At 43.9% G+C, this 16,499-nt stretch carries 16 protein-coding genes and 1 pseudogene; 3 read left to right on the top strand and 14 right to left on the bottom strand.

Going from position 1 to position 16,499, the window contains the following annotated elements; all coding sequences use genetic code 11:
* The first annotated feature begins 13 nt into the window (after positions 1-13).
* Positions 14-2,422 (top strand): GAF domain-containing protein, encoded by a 2,409-nt coding sequence (locus tag ON05_RS36055; RefSeq protein ID WP_029315767.1) that lies wholly within the window; start codon positions 14-16, stop codon positions 2,420-2,422.
* Between the two features lie 305 nt (positions 2,423-2,727).
* Positions 2,728-2,946, top strand: a complete 219-nt coding sequence (locus ON05_RS36050) for a hypothetical protein (protein ID WP_010480812.1) — start codon at positions 2,728-2,730, stop codon at positions 2,944-2,946.
* A gap of 50 nt (positions 2,947-2,996) precedes the next feature.
* On the opposite strand, the gene ON05_RS36045 is transcribed toward ON05_RS36050, so the two are convergent.
* From ON05_RS36045 to ON05_RS35995, 11 genes are all read right to left on the bottom strand, one after another.
* On the bottom strand, positions 2,997-3,470 hold the full coding sequence (locus ON05_RS36045; RefSeq protein WP_010480814.1) for a 2Fe-2S iron-sulfur cluster-binding protein: 474 nt from the start codon (positions 3,468-3,470) through the stop codon (positions 2,997-2,999).
* Between the two features lie 413 nt (positions 3,471-3,883).
* Positions 3,884-4,900: a hypothetical protein gene (locus ON05_RS36040; protein ID WP_010480816.1), complete on the bottom strand. Its 1,017-nt coding sequence runs from the start codon at positions 4,898-4,900 to the stop codon at positions 3,884-3,886.
* Positions 4,901-4,945: 45 nt separating this feature from the next.
* Positions 4,946-5,413, bottom strand: coding sequence for an allophycocyanin subunit alpha ApcA (locus ON05_RS36035; protein WP_010480818.1), 468 nt, complete (start codon positions 5,411-5,413; stop codon positions 4,946-4,948).
* A gap of 29 nt (positions 5,414-5,442) precedes the next feature.
* Positions 5,443-5,925 (bottom strand): 2Fe-2S iron-sulfur cluster-binding protein, encoded by a 483-nt coding sequence (locus ON05_RS36030; protein WP_010480820.1) that lies wholly within the window; start codon positions 5,923-5,925, stop codon positions 5,443-5,445.
* 54 nt (positions 5,926-5,979) lie between these two features.
* Positions 5,980-6,657: a V4R domain-containing protein gene (locus ON05_RS36025; RefSeq protein ID WP_010480823.1), complete on the bottom strand. Its 678-nt coding sequence runs from the start codon at positions 6,655-6,657 to the stop codon at positions 5,980-5,982.
* Positions 6,658-6,672: 15 nt separating this feature from the next.
* The gene (locus ON05_RS36020; protein WP_010480825.1) at positions 6,673-7,158 is read right to left on the bottom strand and encodes a hypothetical protein; all 486 of its coding nucleotides are present in this window, start codon (positions 7,156-7,158) and stop codon (positions 6,673-6,675) included.
* An 8-nt stretch (positions 7,159-7,166) separates the two neighbouring features.
* The gene (locus ON05_RS36015) at positions 7,167-7,529 is read right to left on the bottom strand and encodes a hypothetical protein (protein WP_010480827.1); all 363 of its coding nucleotides are present in this window, start codon (positions 7,527-7,529) and stop codon (positions 7,167-7,169) included.
* Complete coding sequence (locus ON05_RS36010) at positions 7,526-8,242, bottom strand: V4R domain-containing protein (protein WP_010480830.1); 717 nt, start codon at positions 8,240-8,242, stop codon at positions 7,526-7,528. The genes ON05_RS36015 and ON05_RS36010 overlap by 4 nt, the downstream gene beginning before the upstream one ends.
* 615 nt (positions 8,243-8,857) lie before the next feature.
* A complete protein-coding gene (locus ON05_RS36005; RefSeq protein ID WP_262562673.1) occupies positions 8,858-11,083 on the bottom strand; it encodes a response regulator in 2,226 nt (741 codons plus the stop codon).
* Positions 11,073-12,041, bottom strand: coding sequence for a response regulator (locus ON05_RS36000; protein ID WP_010480832.1), 969 nt, complete (start codon positions 12,039-12,041; stop codon positions 11,073-11,075). Before ON05_RS36000 ends, ON05_RS36005 begins: the two co-directional genes overlap by 11 nt.
* A 750-nt stretch (positions 12,042-12,791) precedes the next feature.
* On the bottom strand, positions 12,792-13,178 hold the full coding sequence (locus tag ON05_RS35995) for an AbrB family transcriptional regulator (protein ID WP_029315769.1): 387 nt from the start codon (positions 13,176-13,178) through the stop codon (positions 12,792-12,794).
* Positions 13,179-13,320: 142 nt separating this feature from the next.
* On the opposite strand from ON05_RS35995, the gene ON05_RS35990 reads away from it, so the two are divergent.
* Positions 13,321-13,581, top strand: coding sequence for a hypothetical protein (locus ON05_RS35990; protein ID WP_010480834.1), 261 nt, complete (start codon positions 13,321-13,323; stop codon positions 13,579-13,581).
* Between the two features lie 449 nt (positions 13,582-14,030).
* Here the strand turns inward: ON05_RS35990 and istB are convergent.
* The 3 genes and pseudogenes from istB to ON05_RS35975 all read right to left on the bottom strand — a co-directional run bounded on the left by istB (position 14,031) and on the right by ON05_RS35975 (position 16,104).
* A pseudogene (gene istB, locus ON05_RS35985) lies at positions 14,031-14,848 on the bottom strand (IS21-like element ISAcma26 family helper ATPase IstB).
* A 126-nt stretch (positions 14,849-14,974) separates the two neighbouring features.
* Positions 14,975-15,559 (bottom strand): Mu transposase domain-containing protein, encoded by a 585-nt coding sequence (locus ON05_RS35980; RefSeq protein WP_262562672.1) that lies wholly within the window; start codon positions 15,557-15,559, stop codon positions 14,975-14,977.
* Entirely contained in the window at positions 15,556-16,104 is a 549-nt protein-coding gene (locus tag ON05_RS35975) for a hypothetical protein (protein WP_262562671.1), read from the bottom strand. Before ON05_RS35975 ends, ON05_RS35980 begins: the two co-directional genes overlap by 4 nt.
* Positions 16,105-16,499 lie beyond the last annotated feature (395 nt).

The following is a 16,499-nucleotide window of genomic DNA, read 5'->3' as shown; positions in this document are numbered from 1 at the left end:
TAGAGTAAATCTAATGTCGTCGTCTTCCTCACCACCTCCAAACTCAGACCAGTTAGACCCTGCCTCTAAGATGCCAGACACATTGGTACGCATCAATGGTAAGAAACAGGAGCAGAATTTACGGCAAAGAAGACGAGCATTTTCAATTAAAGCAAAACTTATTGGTTGGGGACTCGCTTTGAGTATGCTGCCTGTTTTATCAGTTGGCACAATTACTTACTTGACGAGTGAGACATTCAAAGAGCAATTGAATACGACTCAGCCCAATAACTCTAATCAATTAGCTGACATCCAATCGACATTGAAGCAACGTACACCATTATTACTGATCGGTACGGGTGTCATTGCCTTGCTATCGGGGAGTCTAGTTATTTGGTTAATCAATCGCGAGTTACGCCCACTCTTACGAGCAGCCCGGCATTCAAATCAACTTGTAAATCGGTTATATCGGCTAGAGTCCAATTCCGAGGAAGAATATGAGGCCCAAGACCAGCTATTGTCATTAGCAAATAACATCAACCTAATTGATGAACAGATACCTAGCATCCTTCATTCTCAAGAACATGAAGCAGCTCGGGCAGAGTTATTGATGCAATTTATCGGTCAACTCCATGTCTCTCTATCAGAAGAAGACTTATTAAAAACGACCGTCGAAGAAGTTCGCCAAATCTTACAAACGGATCGGGTCACTATCTTTACCCTCAATCCTGACGGTGATGGTACTTTCACAGCAGAATCTGTCGCTCCTGGCTATCCAAAATTGCAATGGTCGACCCTACATGATCCCTGCTTCAGTGAAGGTTTTCAGGAGCAGTATCGTCAGGGACGAGTGCGCGCGATCCATGATATTTATCACGCAGGGCTAAACGATTGCCATATTGGACTACTAGAGCGATTTGCCGTGAAAGCGAATATCGTCGCCCCAATTCTCCATAGTGAGAAACTGTATGGTTTATTAATCGCCCATCAGTGTGCAAGACCCAGAGAATGGAATCCATCTGAAATCGACCTATTTAGGCAATTAGCGTTGCAAGTGGGCTACGCCTTAGACCGATCGAGAGTCATGAGCCAGCTGGATAGCCAAGTCAAGCATTTGCACCTATTAATGAAGTTTACGCAATTGATCCGAGGGTCATTACAGACAGAAGAGATTCTTACAAACACTGTTCAAGAAAGTCGCAAAGTCCTTAGAGCAGATCGGGTTATTGTTTATAGCTTCGATGAAACATGGCAAGGTACCGTTGCAGCCGAAGCAGTCCAGCCAGGCATTCCCAAAATGATATGGGCCAAAATCTCAGATCCATGCTTTGCAGACAAATTTGTTGAGCAATATCGACGGGGACGAGTGCAGGCCATCAGTAATGTTTATGAGGCCGGACTGACTGAGTGTCATCTACAACAGTTAGAAAAATACGGAGTACGTTCCAACTTAGTTGTGCCAATTCTCGTGGGAGAGACTTTATTTGGCCTATTAATTGCCCATCAATGCTCTGGCTCCAGAACATGGCAAGCATCTGAAGTAGATCTTTTTACTCAAATTGGCATTCAAATGGGCCATGCATTAAAACAGGCTAACCTCCTCGCTCAATCCGAACAAGATTGGATAGCCAATACCACTCAAACCCACATGGGCCAGCAGCAACTCACAACTTTGCAGAATCAACTTTTAGCGTATCTTCAAGCGAATCAACCGAGTATTCAGTTCTTGGTTGAAGGGGTCGATCAACATACTGCAACAGCCCAATCAGCCTATACACACTTACAAACAACCATAGAGTTTGCTCAACAGATCAACACCATCACCTGGCAGTTCCAGTCCCATAGCCACCAGATTGTAGCCCAAGTGGAATCAGTCCAAGAATATCTCAATCGACATATTAAAGCTCGTTCATCTATAACTCAGCTTCAAGACCTTGAGAAACCGATACAGCAACTTTCTCAGATCCGCATATTGGTTAGCCAGCTTTCTTCCCAGATGCAATTACAGGCGATGAATATCGCAGCTAAGGTTACGCAGGACTCAGTTCCCCATCCAGAATTATCTAGCGCAGTCCAAAAAATCATCAATGTGGCTCAGAAATTGGAAGACAACCTGACCGGAATGAAGCCATTGATAGAGTCTTTGCAACAAGATCTCCAACAAAATACCGCTATTCTAGACCCGCTAATTTTAGAAATGGCGAACACCTCTACAGCACAATTTCGACCTGAGCAACTATCCTCGAACCTTAATGCTGAGATTACTCAAATCAACGCTGATATCGCGAAGCTGACTCAGATAGTCAGCAACCACCTACAGACATCTTCCACAGTAAGCCAGCAAGTATTTGAGTTAAACCAGTTTCTGCAGCTTCTGGCACCCCAAGCCCAATTAATGCAGGCATCTATTCAAAAGATGGAAACAGAGATGGCTACTGAATAAGTTAAATTTAAAGATGAATTCATATGCTATTGTTATCCCAATCGATCATGAATATCTTCCTGCATTTATATATAGGATTTGCTAGGTGAAGTAGCTAGCAATGAGCGATCATTGGAAGCCAGATGACTATTAATTAATAGCTATAAATTGAGTAGTTCTCACGGCCATTATCAATCTTATTTGAAATCTTTTATAGACGAGATATTGAGTATTTCAATAATCATATATCGCTAAAAAGACTCTATCTGATCCTAAGCTAGGATACAAATAAAATGAGGTAGGATTTTAAAATATCTAAGATTTCTTTGACCCAGTCTTTGGCACTTGTCTTTGATAATTTAATGCTGGCAGCTAGTATTATTGAGTGTACAGAAGAAACTACTGAGGAACTAAGCCCAGCATCAAGACGAGGTTTAGATAATGTCCATACTGGCTTGGTAATGGCGATTCAAGGGATGAAATGTGAGGAGCTACAGGCACTGATTATGCTAGATCAAACCAAGGAAAATAATATAACCAATTAAAACTCTTGCTATCAATTTAAATAGCTTGATAGTGTTTCACTATTTCATTTTTAGGCGTGAGCTAGAAGTTGATCAATTTGCACAAGGGCTTCCTTCAATTGGCAGACAAGGGTACGGGTGATCACCCTTCCTCCTTCAACCAGAACAGTTCCATTTATTGGATGAAGAATAGGTTGTTGGACCCTTTTCCCAATTAAAGAATCAAGATCATCAATCTCACTGAGGTACATACCCGCAGGCAGTTCAACGATAACTCCTTCGCCGAGTACACGGGCTTGGCAAGCTAATCGAGAATTTTCCTCACAGTTTGATATCAGTGCTAAGGTTTTTAGCTCTCTGCGACTTTTAGGAGATAAACTTTCAACGCCTTCTCGAATATAAACATGGCAGGTAGAACAACGTCCTCGCCCCCCACATTTCCACTGCACGTTCAATTCATGCCTAAGCAGCATGGAAAGGAGATTATCATTGGTTTTAACTGAGCTTTCTTGGGCGATAGGCTCTAGGGTAATTCTTTTTGCCATAATAGTTGAACACCTTGGAAAAATTAAAAATGGATGAAGAAAGGCATCAATTAAATATGTTTACTCGACAGTTTTTAGATATCTAATTAGAATTAAGAATTAAATATATGGAAATTGGCTAAAGAAGCGCATATATTCAACCAATTCTAGAATATATTTGAGCTATAAATTTCCCCAGTACACTCTCATACTGGGGAATAGAGCGAGGCATTGAACTCTTAACTGATCAATATGAACCAGAAGAGTCCGAAACATAATTTTCATGCTAGAGTCAGGGTAACAATATTTAATAAATGCCGACCTGCGTATTTCTACGAAATTCAATTATCTCTGATAATCTTTTTTCATTGATTAAGATTGTCTGAATGATGGAGACCAGCCTGAATTATTTTGTACGAATAAAGTTTAAGCCTCTAACCAAATAGATTCTCAACCAGATATTGTTCTGTCTCTTCAGGTGCTGAAGATGAATCAGTGATGAGGTCGTGAATACTCTGGCTCAATGCACGGGCTCGTTCATATTGCTCTAGTTGCCCATCTTCAAAATAGAGTTTTGCTGCAGTGCGTAAATTATCTACAGCACTTTGCTTGTGACCTAGCTCCGACTGAAGTAAGCCCCGCTCAAAATAAGCCCTCATATGAGTTGGTTCAAGTTGAATGGCTTTGGAGAAGTCATCAAGGGCTATCTGTTGATCCTCTTCTCGCTTTAAACGCTTTCGCACCAGACCCCGCTGATAGAAGTTTTCAGCGACATTGGGTTGGGCTGAAATGATTTGGCTGATAGCATCAATCTCTCTAAGAATCTCCACGAGTTCCTCAACATTATCTGTTTGAGAGGCAAGGGTTTGAGAATTAAGTTGTTGGGTCTCTACTAGACGGCTCAGTTCTGAGGTTGATGATTGTAAAAGCGAGATTGCACTCTGTAGATCTATCCCTTGTTTGGATAGGTCATCAAACTGTGATTGAGACGTTTGACTTTGCTCGCTTAACGTATTCAAGGCAGTTTGATTCTGTTCTTGAGCTTGTTGGAGAGTGGTAATTTCAGATTCAAACTGCTCCGTTTTCAAGGCTAATGTCGAAATAGCTTCGGAAGATTGTAGCCCCTGTTGGGACAGCTTTTCAACCTGGGATTGAATGGCTTCACTAGCTTGGTGAATGCTGGTTAGATCTGCCTGGATAACATCTTGGGTCTGTTGTATCAAAGAAGTGATTTCCTGGCGCTGTTCACCCTGCATTAACGCGATTTGACGACGACGATTAGCGAGGTTGAGGGTAGCTGTCAATGATAAAGGGATGGTAGCTATTGCGATTTGTTGAGACACAACGACAGCAATAGATCCCCCTATCGCTGAGACAACAGCCAAGCCTTCAACGATATTGAGCCAATGTGAACTGTTCGCTTTTTCTGCTTGATATTTAGTGGCTTGCATATTTTTCAATAACTCTAATAACTCTCAATAATGATGTGGTGTTGATTAGTGCAGTAAAGCTTGGGTCAGATGTAATGCAGGCATCATCAGATCTACTTCCTCTGCCGATAAATGCGTCCGTAGAGTTTCAGGCATCTCTTGCCAAGTTAAGGTGGAAGCATGCTCATCTTTAACGGCTCGAACAATGGTACTTTGCCAAAGCAATAATCCATCACGGAGTCGATCTAGATCGTTAAAGAGCATTGCTGTTGCAACATAACGCAGGGTATTTTTACGATCTCTACGACAGGTATTGGTAAAATCATCCGTTCCGTGATGAAAGACCTGTGGATCAACTTCTGTTAACTGGGCTTCTGCATCATCCATAAGGGTGTCTTCAGCATCACGAATTTTTTCATAACCACTAATACGCTGACGTACGGTTTGACCATAGGATTTTAAGAACGCCAGCTCGGCTTCCGTTGCATAGCGACCGTCTGCATCAAGACTGAGACGTTTAAGTTGAGACAACATAATCTATTCCCCCTTTATTGAGTTATCGGTTATGCCAGTGTTGAGTTGGCTAAATGAGTGGCAACATTACTTCGGGTCTCTTCCAACTGACTAATCATCGAGCGGGTGATTAATTTCCCCGCTTCCACTAAGACATGACCATCCAGGGGATGTAGGATATTTTCTTCCGCTCGTCGCCCCACTAAACTCTCGATATCTGTCGTATCGCTGAGATACATCCCGGAAGGAAGCTCGACAACCACCCCTTCCCCCATCACTCTGCTTTGGCAAGCCAGACGAGACCCCAAATTGCTAGTGGTGATCGCGCCTAGGGTACGCTGTTCACGACGGCTGATGGGAGATAACTGCTCCATGCCTTCTTTAATGAAAATATGGCAAGTGGCACACATGCCTCGCCCTCCACATTCATGGAGAACATTCAGCTCATTTTTGAGTAACGCTGATAGCAAATGATCGTTGGTGAGCACACTTGTTTCTTGACCCAGCGGATCAAGTCTGATTATCTTCGCCATCACCTTACGCCTCTAAATCTATCTCTGGTTAGCATTAATTAGTCTTTCGTTGTATTAGGCTGCATCTCTGGGCTGAGAATTACACAATCTGACCAGAATGGTGTCATGGTCTTGAGCCTCTTCTAGCCAGGCTTGTGCCATCTTGATCCGCTCTGGTAACCCCAAAATAAAGCGATTGCAATCAGCTTTCATCGACTCACAAGAGGTTTGTATACAGTCCAACTCTCGACCTGTCAGTTGGCTGAAAAAGCTACTCAGCAGTCCCGTTTCAACGAAGCAAGAGGGTTTCTTGCCCGCTTCCCGTGCTTGGGCGAACGCAGAATGCTGAGTCGTGATTACTAAAAAGCCTTGGTTGTAGTGACTGAAATCAAAATCGATCAGTCCCCAGCCATAGGTTTTCCAACATTCCTTGAACGTCTGTAAGAACTCCACCATTTCCATCTCTGCCAGGGACTTTCCATAGTAGTCGCTGACTTCTGATGCAAATCGGCGATAGAAATTCTTGCCCCACCAACGGCCACATTGCTGCATCACTAAATCGGCAGCGGGGCCGACCTCATGTTCTAAGCTACTGTATAGAGATTTGAGTAGGGTGTCCGGGAGGGCAATGAGGCGGGATCGATTCCGGTTTTCGATGAGCCCTAGTTCGGTATCTCCTTGGACATAGACTTCGGGGGCAAAGAAATTACCTGGGATGTGGTTTTGACCAATTAATTCTTCAACAGCAATCATATTTTCCTCTGGTCCTTAACTCAACAGTGCTAATTCGGGGCTGCTTTGGCTGACCAGAGCGCGATTTGCCTCTGTCAAAAATGGCTCAAGCAAGACAAGTTGGCTCTCCGATAAGACGGAACTCAAACTCAGGTTTAGCAGCTCACTGATGCTTTTATGCAGAGCGGTAAATTTACTACCACCAACCACATCCTTGAACCAGCTCAGTTGGATGGTAAGGGTTTGAGGTTGATCCGTGAGCATGGCCATGGCGCTATAGCGCAACACCGACATCCAGTGGGTAAACACCTTCTCTTGTTCTGATTGGGAATTAGAGAAGGTCTCCTTGTTTAACTGATCGGCAATGGCCTGAAAAATAATCAGTTCTTGATCCCGTAGGGTTTCATAGAGGTCTAGGCGGTCTTGAAGGGCAACCACTTGCTGTTTGAAGCCATTTATTTCTGGTATCTGTAGGTAATGATCCTCTGCGGCTCGCAGATAATCTTCAAAGTTCGATTGCATGGTAATCCTCAAAACATATCGGAGAAGTCATTTAGATTCAGATCATCCTCAAGGGTAATTGGGGATGATGGGGGAATGCTGGGCATCGCTGCAATATTAGGTTGCCCCTCCCAGATAAAATGCTGAAAAAACGCCTGCACATTTAAACGTGTAGAGAAAGATGGAGCGGTAGCAGCCATCGTTGGTTTCTCTACCAGGCGTCCTGTCCAGTTGAATTGGCTGAAAAATGTCTGGACTGTCTGACGTTGCCACGCAATAGACTCACTTGCCTCAAGGATAGGATCAGCTTGGAGAATGGATTGTCCGGACCAGTTGTATCCTTCTAAGAATTCACGAACGGTTAGATATTTCCAGCTATGGGGCTCGCTCATGCTAGGTATTCTCCACCCTGAAGTTTGGTTTCGATATCCCGAGCTGTGGCCCCTTCGTTTTGCCAGAATGCGGCAGCATCAATACGATCTTGTTTACCCAGCAAGAACTTGCAGTAGGTTTCACCCATGGCATAGCATTGGGTTTCAATGCAACCAAGGTCTTTTTGAACCAGATGACTAAAGAAGCCAGCAAATAATCCCGCATAGATATGGCAAACAGGCTTTCCGACATCCCCCAATGTTCGAGCAACCGCAGAATCGAAAATGTTGATAAACATAAAACCGTTTTGCTGGTTATCCAAATCAACTTCCCAATTGCCCCAGCCTTGACTGGTAAAAGGCCACCACCAGGCTTCTAAAGCCAGGGAAGGGCGGCATTTTTTCACTGGTTGTTGGAATTGGTCTTCAAACCAGTTTTGGAAAAAGACCGCGTCTTGCTTTCCCCATTCGTGACCGATGTTATACATCACGACCGTTGAAGCACTACCGACTTCCTGTTCTAAACCTTCGATCAGGGCCACAATAAAATCTTCACTCGCCAGAATATTGCGAGATTCATGCCAGTCATCGATAGTGCCTTCCGAACGATTAAAAGAGAAGAAGTCTTCAAATCGATAGTGGTTCAGCTTGTGAGGGTAGGACTGTTTATAGGAATAACCCGACTGATTGCTATTTGAATCAGCACTAGCGGTTATGGTTGAAGTAAAAACCATAAAGAGCAACCTTATCTAATTCTATGAATGAATACCTAATAATCCATACTTTTTTGAGGTTTAATGCCTCATCAAAGTCAATAAATATATGTAGGGAAGAGAATGAATAAAAAATCTAAGACTAATTTTAAAATTCCCCTTCAGGAGTAAAGATTTACAATCTTTACAAATATTGGACTTGTTATAGAAATGTAAATTTCTTGATAACTGTAGTGAATGCTACTCGAATATTTATTTTTTAATAAAAATCAAAGCTAAGCAGTAATTATTAGATCTAAAGTGTTCTTCAGCAAAAATTTAGTTTCTAATCTGCTATTAGCATTCAGAAAGTCTGAGTTAAGATGACTTGATAGTATTATCTTCTTTGTCATATATCTGTTCCCCACTATAGCCATCACTCAGATGACCAAGTACCCAAAGATTATTGCCTTAAAACGAAATAGTGATTTTTATCAAATCAATAGATCATCATCAAGTAGAAAAAGCCTGTTCATCTATCCCAGAACTTTTGAATGCTAACTTTTGGGTTCGCAATAATCTTAGTACTAGATTCTTGCCCAAAAACTTGTAAAATCTACAGAATTTATATAAAAACGACTCTTTAAGAATTCATATTTATCCTGTTGATGAATCTCTCAGTACAGCCTGGGCTGTCTCCGTGATGATGTCATATTGATAGTTGATTTTTAAAGACTCCAATGAAGATATTAGGGATTGGTGTTCATCTGGAATATCTAAAAGCAACTTATCAAGTATTTCTTCATCTAACCGAATCGCAGCCTTATAAAGGCACTGCACCCATGATTGGGGCATTTTTTTGAGATTCTCAGCTGTGAGGGGAATAGGCTTAGATGATGGAGTGGATGGATTGAGGATTTTGTATCGGTACGTGATCCCCAAATGCTGGGCCATCTTGTCAAAAATCTGAGATGCTTGATAGGGTTTACGCACAGAGTCATCACACCCCATAGCCAATGCCTGTGCTTCATCCTCAGCAAAAGCTTGAGTTGCTAAGGCAATAATCACAGGAGGATGGAGATCTGCCTTAATCTTTTGAGCTGCTTCTAGGCCATTGAGTAGAGGGAGGTGCAAATCCATCCAGATTAGATGTGGTTTCCAATCCTCATTCATTAGGATTGCCTCACGACCATTGACTGCTTCAAGGACTTCAAAGCCAGCAGATTGTAAGAGTCGCACTAATCTGTGTCGATTCTCAGGATGATCTTCGACAACCAAGATTCGAAAAGAAAGCTGATCTGGGGAGATACCGATCACCTGCTGCTGTTGGGTATTTAGCTCAGAAGCTGGTTTTCCAGGCTCAGTCTGAATAGAAAAATGAACACTTGTCCCCTGACCCTCCTGACTTTTAAGGGTAATCTCTCCCCCCAGAAGTTGGACAAATTTTTTGCAAATAGACAAACCTACTCCAGTACCGCCATGAATATCTCGGGTGAGGGAATTTTGTTCAAAGGGCTTAAAGATCTTTCTCATCAGATCTTTAGGAATACCAGAACCCGTGTCCTTGACAGTAAAGTGCAAGTCATTCGATTGGGAGACTGGAATCAAATCTTGCTTCTGGATGAAGAGTTCCACCCTGCCATGTTTCGTAAAATTAAGCGCATTGTCTAGCAGATGAGTGAGTACTTGCTTGAGCTTTTTCGCATCGGTTTTGATGTACTCAGGAACATCGGCTTCATAATGAATGTGGAGTTGTAGACCCTTGGATTCCGCTTGTTGCAAGAAACGATTGTGTAAACCTGCACATAAGCTCTTGAGATTGACATCTTTAGGAACAACCTCATCATCCCCTGCTTCAATTTTGGCCATGGTGAGCACTTCGTCAATTAAAGAAAGTAAATGCTCACCGCTGCGGCTAATCCTGGTGAGCCGATTTTTTTGTTCATGAGTTAGATGATGATCCCTGAGCAATAATTGACTAAAACCAATCACACAGTTAAGGGGGGTCCGAAGCTCATGACTCATGTTGGCGAGAAAAACTCTTTTTGCTCGTTTGGCCTGTTCAGCCTCATTTTTGGCTTGCTTTAGCGATGCAGCTTGTTTTTGAGAGTGAGCTAACAATTTTGCAAGATAAGCATCCTTGCAAGCCTGGCGAGAAGAATATACGATTTTTACCCACTCCGGCTTGACTGCCCTAAACTCATCGATAAATGAGCCACCCCAGTTTTCATCAAACTGATAGAATGCCACTGGCTTTACATCCAGTAACCGCTGAGCTTCTTGAGTCGTAGTCTGGAAAAAGGTGTCTAGATCCTGAGTTTTTTGCAGCTTGGATAGAGTATCGGTTAAAGCTGCCTGCTGCTTGGCAATCGCAGTCGAATGGTGCAGCTCAAGTGTACGCTCTTTAATTTGCTCTTCTAGATGGATATTGATAGCCTGGACCTGCTGATTGAGCTGGTGTAGTTGGTCTACTTTCTGGCGCTCAAAATCATAAAGCTGATTAACATGGCGAAGCTGCAAGTGCGTGTTCACCCGAGCTAAGAGTTCAGCTTCTTGGAAAGGCTTACTGATGTAATCAACCGCTCCCACCTCAAACCCTTGGAGGATACTTTTAGTATCAGTACGAGCTGTAATAAAGAGGATGGGGATGTCGATGGTTGTCGGATTCGCTTTGATTTGACGACAGGTTTCAAAGCCATCCATGACCGGCATTTGAATATCCAAGAGAATGAGGGCAGGAGGGTGGGTTTGCAGTCGCTTGAGGGCTCGCTCTCCATTAATCACTGCTGCAACATGATAGCCAGCTGAAGATAAAGTATCTGAAATAACCTCTAAATTAGCAGGGGTATCATCCACCACCAGGATTTCGGTACTATTCTCCATTTGTTTGTTCCAGGGCTAAGTACTCTTGGAGTAGGGTTTCTATTTCTTCCGTTCGATATTGTTTTGCTAGCTGCAGTATCGGGTCAGCGAAGGTGAAATACCGATCATCCTTTTCAATCAAACGATCCAGGTGTTCCCTCAAGTCATTGATATTATCGAGCTGGGCAAAAGTGAGTAAGGTTTTCAGTATTTGCCGTGAAGGTAAAACCACTTCACCCGCAATAGGTACTAGCTCTGCAGATTCTCCAAGTTGATCCTCAAATACCCAATCCAACTTCATCTGCTCGGCAAGTACCTGGAATAAGGCCTGGGCATCAACGGGTTTAGCCAGGAAAGCATCCCCCCCTTTGTCTAATGCCATTTGCTGATCGGATTGCCCCACAGAAGCAGAGGAAACAATCACGGGTGTTGATCGATAGGCTTTCCAGGTTGGATCGTTGCGGAGGTGCTGTAAAAATTCAAAGCCATCCATCACGGGCCTGTCTAAGTCTAGGATTACCGCATCGGGCTGACACGCCTGGAGTTGTCTAAGGCCATCCTCGCCATTAGTTGCTTCCACAATCTTGAAATCTAGCTGGGCCAACAAGCTTTGAAATACAGCCCGGTTCTCCCTATGATCATCAATGACTAGCAAGGTGCGATGATCCCCTAGATAGCCAACAATTGGCTGGAGAGTCGATTCTTGAGCTGTCAACATTACCGTGATTGTTTGGGGTGACTTCTCATGAATTTCCTTGAGGACTTCATCTCCTTTTCTTCCCGGCATGATGTAATCCGAGATGGCTACTGCCAGCTCAAAATTATCTTCCAGGAGTTCTTCTAGAATTTCTAGTGCTTCTTCCCCTCCCTGAGCGGTTTCGATGATGCATTCTTGACCGATGGATTTGCGCAACTCGATCTTTAAAGACTCAAGTACCGTATCCTCATCATCAATACAGAGGACAAATGGCTTACTCATAGGGTTTTCACAGTTGACTTTAGTGGTGTAATTAACTCATTTTTATTTCAGGATTGAAGAACAAAATAATAAAAATCTTCCTCCTCTTTCATTCATGCAATCATCACCCAATCTGCCTGCCCCAGAAGCATAACCTTGGAGTATGGCAATGATTTCTACAAGAAATCAATCCTAGTACCTTCAATCTTTTCCAACAAATGATTTCAGGTTTCTAGTCTAACTGACCTATAAATATTGCCTATTTAGGTTAATATGAACAACTGAAACAAAAAACAGACTATTTCACTACATCACTTGTGAGAGTGCTGTCTTCAATAGCGGTGACTTTAATAATCTGAGTGATCTCATCAATTCATTCGCTCTTATTGATTGTCTATCCTCAATGAGCTTGTTGGCTTTGTATAGTAAGGTCTGCAATAAGGGTTTAATAGGGGAACCTGGGCAATATCAAATAGGTCAGGGAATATCACATGTTGGAAATAATCCCCTCTGTTTTTGTCATGTAGTGAGGTTACAAAAGCTTTTACAACTCCCCAGTATTGTTTAGTGCAGGGGAGTTTTTATGTTGAAACTGATAACGACCTCGTAATTGTGTTTTATCTACGTGTTTTCTCTGAGGTTATCAATTAGAAGTCGTTGCCAAGTTAGTTGAATCATGAACTCTAGATTCTCTGGCTAGAGGAATACAATACTACTCCAATCCCTGGTGAGACATTCACCAGGGATTTTATTGAAATACGGCGTAGGACTCTAGTCCTGTTGTATTTGAGTTAGATGAATATGCTTACGCCCCAGAGCTATTTCAAACTCATCTCCCGGTTGCAGCTCCATTTTCTTGGTGTAAGCACTACTGACTAATAGCTTGCCGTTAGATTGTACGCTGATGCGAAAGTTGGGTTGACGTCCTCCCATCTTCTTGTTGCCCTTGACTTTTGCATCCAGGTCCATTCCTTCTGCGTCCAGGATTGCATTGAGGAAGGCCATGACATTGATGCGTTCAGTGCCATCTTTAGCGACTTTATAGTAGCCACAAGCTTTGGCTTTTTCTTCCCGAGTCAAATCGTTTAGGGTTTTAACTTTAGTCAATAGCGCTTGACCTGTTAAAGGCTTACTTTGTTTTTTAGTTTTCTTCGGCATCATTAAACCTCACTGCCTACTGCCCCCAGTTTGATAAGCAAATTAATTGATATTGAGTGTAGGACGAATTCTGGTTATTGAGTCAATTCCAGAGATAGTTTGTCTACACTAGGCTTGGGACGTTGCAAAGGCGGGGTGTGAGATGGGGAAACCAAAACAATTCAGTGAAATGGCTGATTCTGATGAAATATCTCGCTTAAGAAAGCAACTGGCGATCAGCCTTAAATTTCACCAATACGCACATCTTCAAAAGCTGCCATTAGAGGTTGCAGTTAGAGCGATGGCTACGGCTTGGGAAGCTTGTCATCCAGAGGGGTTACCGTCGTCTTGCAGTGGTACTTCAACAGCCATTATTCCCCAAGAACAAGTTGCCAAGTACATTCGAGAAAGCAAATACTTCTGAAGGGCTTAGAGATAAACCGTCGCCGCTCTGGGTGAGGTAGAGTCGCCTGTGGCAAGACCTCACGAAGCCTTGGATAATTCCTTGGTTCTGACCGTAGACCGTGTACTTGGTCCTTGCTGATTGCCATGCCTGTAGAAGTCAAATTCCAGTGATGAGCCAAGAATTCTCCCTCCACTTGAAAGCTCATACCATCTTTTAGAAGTGCGATGTTGAGCGAATGATGCCTTGGACATCCCACATCTGGAAATCCCTGCTGGCCTATTGGCTAGCGGTATTGGATGTCAACCCCTTGGGCGTGTCACGACAACCAAAAGTCGGATCAGCCCCTAAAATTGAACCGTATTATTTGGCGCACACCTCCTTTGCGCTAGCTCTTTTTCAGACCTAACACGACACTTTCAGGTCAAAACGACAACCCGTGATCGAAATGACAACCCGTGATCGCTCGATTATTTTGTCTGAGATTTTTGAGGTTGAGACTGAGTTGGAGCCGTTCTCTGAGTCGCGGATTTACGCCGGTAACTATCGGCTTGAATTTCGATAATCAAACCGTGATGAATTAAGCGATCAATGGCAGCCACCGCCATCATCGAATCAGTGAAGATGTCATCCCATTGGCTAAAGGGTTGATTGGCTGTAATCAGCAGACTCTTACGTTCATACCGATGCGCAATTAATTCAAACAGAACGGATGTTTCCGCTTCCGACTTTTTGCAATAGCCCAAGTCATCCAACACCAACAGATCATAGCGGTCCAGTTTTTTGAGCATTGGATGCAGTTGCAGTTGGAGCTTTGCCTGTTGTAATTGTTGGACCAATGCGTTGGCCGCAAAGAACTTCACTCGTTTACCAAATTCCAGCATTTTTTGGGAGACCCCAGTGGCCAAATGTGTTTTTCCGACTCCTGAGGGACCCAGAATAAGACAATTCTCGGCCCGCTCCAACCACCCTGGATCTGCGGCTAATTGCATTAAGGGAGCTGGATTGAGCTGGGGCAATGGCTAAAGTCAAAGTTGGTAAAACTTTTTGCGTTTGGGAGTCTGGCTTCGGTGAGAGCTCGCTTTAGACGAGCTTGTTCTCTTCGTTGAGTTTCCGTTTCGCACAAGGCCAGTAAGAATTCCGCATAGGACCAGCTTTCCTGCATAGCTTGGGATTCGATAGATTCCCAATGGGTCAGCATGTGGGAGAGCCTGAGCTTTTTTAAATAGAGGCTCAGGTGTTGGTAGGGGCTTAGCGGGGACTGAGTAGGAGGGGAGGAGTTTGTCATAAAGTTCAAGTGAATGTTGTTCAATGCTGAGGTCAGGAACCTGCTTCATCTGAGGAGGCTCAAACTGCTTTTTCAGGCGATTGAGGGTGAGACTGGACGCCTGGAGTTGCTGCTGTAAGTATGCTGCTACGGCCTGCTCTTTATCTTGAACTGCAGCAATATAGAGACCTTCAACGATGATTTTGGCAGCCTGCTCCAGGTCAAATTGAGCTTTGAGCTGTTTCCAAATTTGGCGGTATTCAGGATTGGGAAGTAGGTCTGATTGCCAGGTGCAATAGATAAAGCACGAGGCTTCAATCGCATTGAACCAATCACATGGCGATAGTTGATGCAACGGTCTCGACGTTTGCCTTTGCCACTGACGCGTTTTCTTGGCAGTTCCACAACCGGGTGTCGTTCCAGATAGCCGACAATCCGGTCGTGGTATAGATGCAGTTCCAATTGACGGCCAATTAGCCGAGAAGGAACGGTGTATAGAATGCAGCGGACATCAATGGTGCTGCGTTTGCTGACTTTGGCCGTGAGCACTTCATAGTCAGGGGTTCGATATTTAGGTAAGGGTTGCAGATGCTCTTTTTCCTGCTCATACTTGGTTTGGCACTGCTGATTTAACTTGGCGACCTGTGCATCAATCAAGGCTTGATATTCAGCAACGCTCGTAAAATCTGCACTGCCGCGCAGATAGATCGCCTGCTTAATTCGGTTCTTCAAATGACCATGGGGAGACTCGATTGAACCGTTTCATGGGCTATACCTTTGTTGTTACGAGTGGGTTCTAGCCGATAGTGGTCACACAGTTCGTCGTACAAACGCGTGAGATTTTTGGACCGACGGCCGCCCATGTTGCGATAGGCTGCACTCAAACTATCGGTACGATGCTGTTTAGGAACACCTCCACAGGCTTCAAAGGCATTTTGTAATCCTTCTGAAAGGGCGACAAAGCTTTCGCCTCCTTGGATAATCTGGGCATATCGCCAGCCGCTATATCCCAGACGGTAATGGTATATCAGATGCTCAAACGGTTTACCGGCAATGGTAATCGTGATGCCCTTGAGTTCTGTAAAATCGGAGAACCCTTGTACCCCTGGTTCATGACGTAGTTCAAACATCACTTCAGGGCTCGGACCATGCAAGGCTTTCCACGTTCTTACCCGACGTTGCAGGGTCCGCAGGACTTGGGGATACTGGCCTGGATATTTATCCTGCAGATACTCGTACAGGGTCATGGGTTTGAGGCGCGGGTCTCGACGCAGCATTGGCTCTAGCTCGTCTTCCCACACATCCGCCAAGGGTCAGGGACGGTGCGTTGGTCCTGCATGCGGCCGCGATTAGGTTGATGGGTACCGGCCTCAATTCGTTGGCCGGTTCGGGGGATATTTCGGCAATGTAAGCTGCATCAGCTTGTTTCAAGCCGAGGTCTCGTCCGTTCATATAAACACGAGTATGATAGGAATCAATTGTTTTGTTAGGCACTTGTACAGCCCTCTATCGAATGGGGATGTTAAAAGTGTCTTTTTTCTTGAGATTAAATTCTAGAAACGCGATCTCACACATCGTTTCTAGAGAATTGAGATTTTGTTTTATCCCTCTCTGGGGATGACTGGTTTCTTCATAGCTATAGCCGACACGACATCGTCATTAATCCGTCAGC

The sequence above is a fragment of the Acaryochloris sp. CCMEE 5410 genome, from assembly GCF_000238775.2.
Taxonomy (GTDB): Bacteria; Cyanobacteriota; Cyanobacteriia; order Thermosynechococcales; family Thermosynechococcaceae; genus Acaryochloris.
This window is presented reverse-complemented; position numbering and strand designations above follow the sequence as displayed.

Excerpts from the sequence above, each read along its gene's own strand:
- ON05_RS36055 (WP_029315767.1), top strand. The coding sequence starts at position 14 with ATGTCGTCGTCTTCCTCACCACCTCCAAACTCAGACCAGTTAGACCCT.
- ON05_RS36045 (WP_010480814.1), bottom strand. The coding sequence starts at position 3,470 with ATGGCAAAAAGAATTACCCTAGAGCCTATCGCCCAAGAAAGCTCAGTT.
- ON05_RS36040 (WP_010480816.1), bottom strand. The coding sequence starts at position 4,900 with ATGCAAGCCACTAAATATCAAGCAGAAAAAGCGAACAGTTCACATTGG.
- ON05_RS36035 (WP_010480818.1), bottom strand. The coding sequence starts at position 5,413 with ATGTTGTCTCAACTTAAACGTCTCAGTCTTGATGCAGACGGTCGCTAT.
- ON05_RS36030 (WP_010480820.1), bottom strand. The coding sequence starts at position 5,925 with ATGGCGAAGATAATCAGACTTGATCCGCTGGGTCAAGAAACAAGTGTG.
- ON05_RS36025 (WP_010480823.1), bottom strand. The coding sequence starts at position 6,657 with ATGATTGCTGTTGAAGAATTAATTGGTCAAAACCACATCCCAGGTAAT.
- ON05_RS36020 (WP_010480825.1), bottom strand. The coding sequence starts at position 7,158 with ATGCAATCGAACTTTGAAGATTATCTGCGAGCCGCAGAGGATCATTAC.
- ON05_RS36015 (WP_010480827.1), bottom strand. The coding sequence starts at position 7,529 with ATGAGCGAGCCCCATAGCTGGAAATATCTAACCGTTCGTGAATTCTTA.
- ON05_RS36010 (WP_010480830.1), bottom strand. The coding sequence starts at position 8,242 with ATGGTTTTTACTTCAACCATAACCGCTAGTGCTGATTCAAATAGCAAT.
- ON05_RS36005 (WP_262562673.1), bottom strand. The coding sequence starts at position 11,083 with ATGGAGAATAGTACCGAAATCCTGGTGGTGGATGATACCCCTGCTAAT.
- ON05_RS36000 (WP_010480832.1), bottom strand. The coding sequence starts at position 12,041 with ATGAGTAAGCCATTTGTCCTCTGTATTGATGATGAGGATACGGTACTT.
- ON05_RS35995 (WP_029315769.1), bottom strand. The coding sequence starts at position 13,178 with ATGCCGAAGAAAACTAAAAAACAAAGTAAGCCTTTAACAGGTCAAGCG.
- ON05_RS35990 (WP_010480834.1), top strand. The coding sequence starts at position 13,321 with ATGGGGAAACCAAAACAATTCAGTGAAATGGCTGATTCTGATGAAATA.
- ON05_RS35975 (WP_262562671.1), bottom strand. The coding sequence starts at position 16,104 with ATGCTGCGTCGAGACCCGCGCCTCAAACCCATGACCCTGTACGAGTAT.